Annotated in this window: 3 tRNA genes; all 3 read right to left on the bottom strand. The window is 51.3% G+C overall.

The features are described 5' to 3' along the window. Window positions 1-45: 45 nt before the first annotated feature. Window positions 46-120 (bottom strand) — tRNA-Gly (locus M3629_RS28200). Window positions 121-131: 11 nt separating this feature from the next. Then, window positions 132-212 (bottom strand) — tRNA-Leu (locus M3629_RS28195). 12 nt (window positions 213-224) lie between these two features. Continuing rightward, window positions 225-297, bottom strand: a tRNA-Lys gene (locus M3629_RS28190). Window positions 298-347: the final 50 nt, after the last annotated feature.

Below are 347 nucleotides of genomic sequence, written 5' to 3'. Positions count from 1 at the left end.
TTCGTAGTCAAACGCTCTATCCAGCTGAGCTAAGGGCGCAAATATTGGAGCGGAAGACGGGAATCGAACCCGCGACCCTCGCCTTGGCAAGGCGATGCTCTACCGCTGAGCCACTTCCGCAAAATAAGGGATGCGCGTGGAGGGACTTGAACCCCCACGTCAAAGACGCTAGATCCTAAGTCTAGTGCGTCTGCCAATTCCGCCACACGCGCATGTAGTAAAAGTGAGTCATGAAGGATTCGAACCTTCGACACCCTGATTAAAAGTCAGGTGCTCTACCAACTGAGCTAATGACTCATAGTAAATGGCTGGGGATATAGGATTTGAACCTATGCATGACGGAGTCA

Source organism: Paenibacillus polysaccharolyticus (assembly GCF_023714295.1).
In the GTDB taxonomy this organism is placed as follows: domain Bacteria; phylum Bacillota; class Bacilli; order Paenibacillales; family Paenibacillaceae; genus Paenibacillus; species Paenibacillus polysaccharolyticus_A.
Note: the sequence above shows the minus strand (reverse complement) of the source record. Positions and strands in the feature narration are given on the sequence as shown.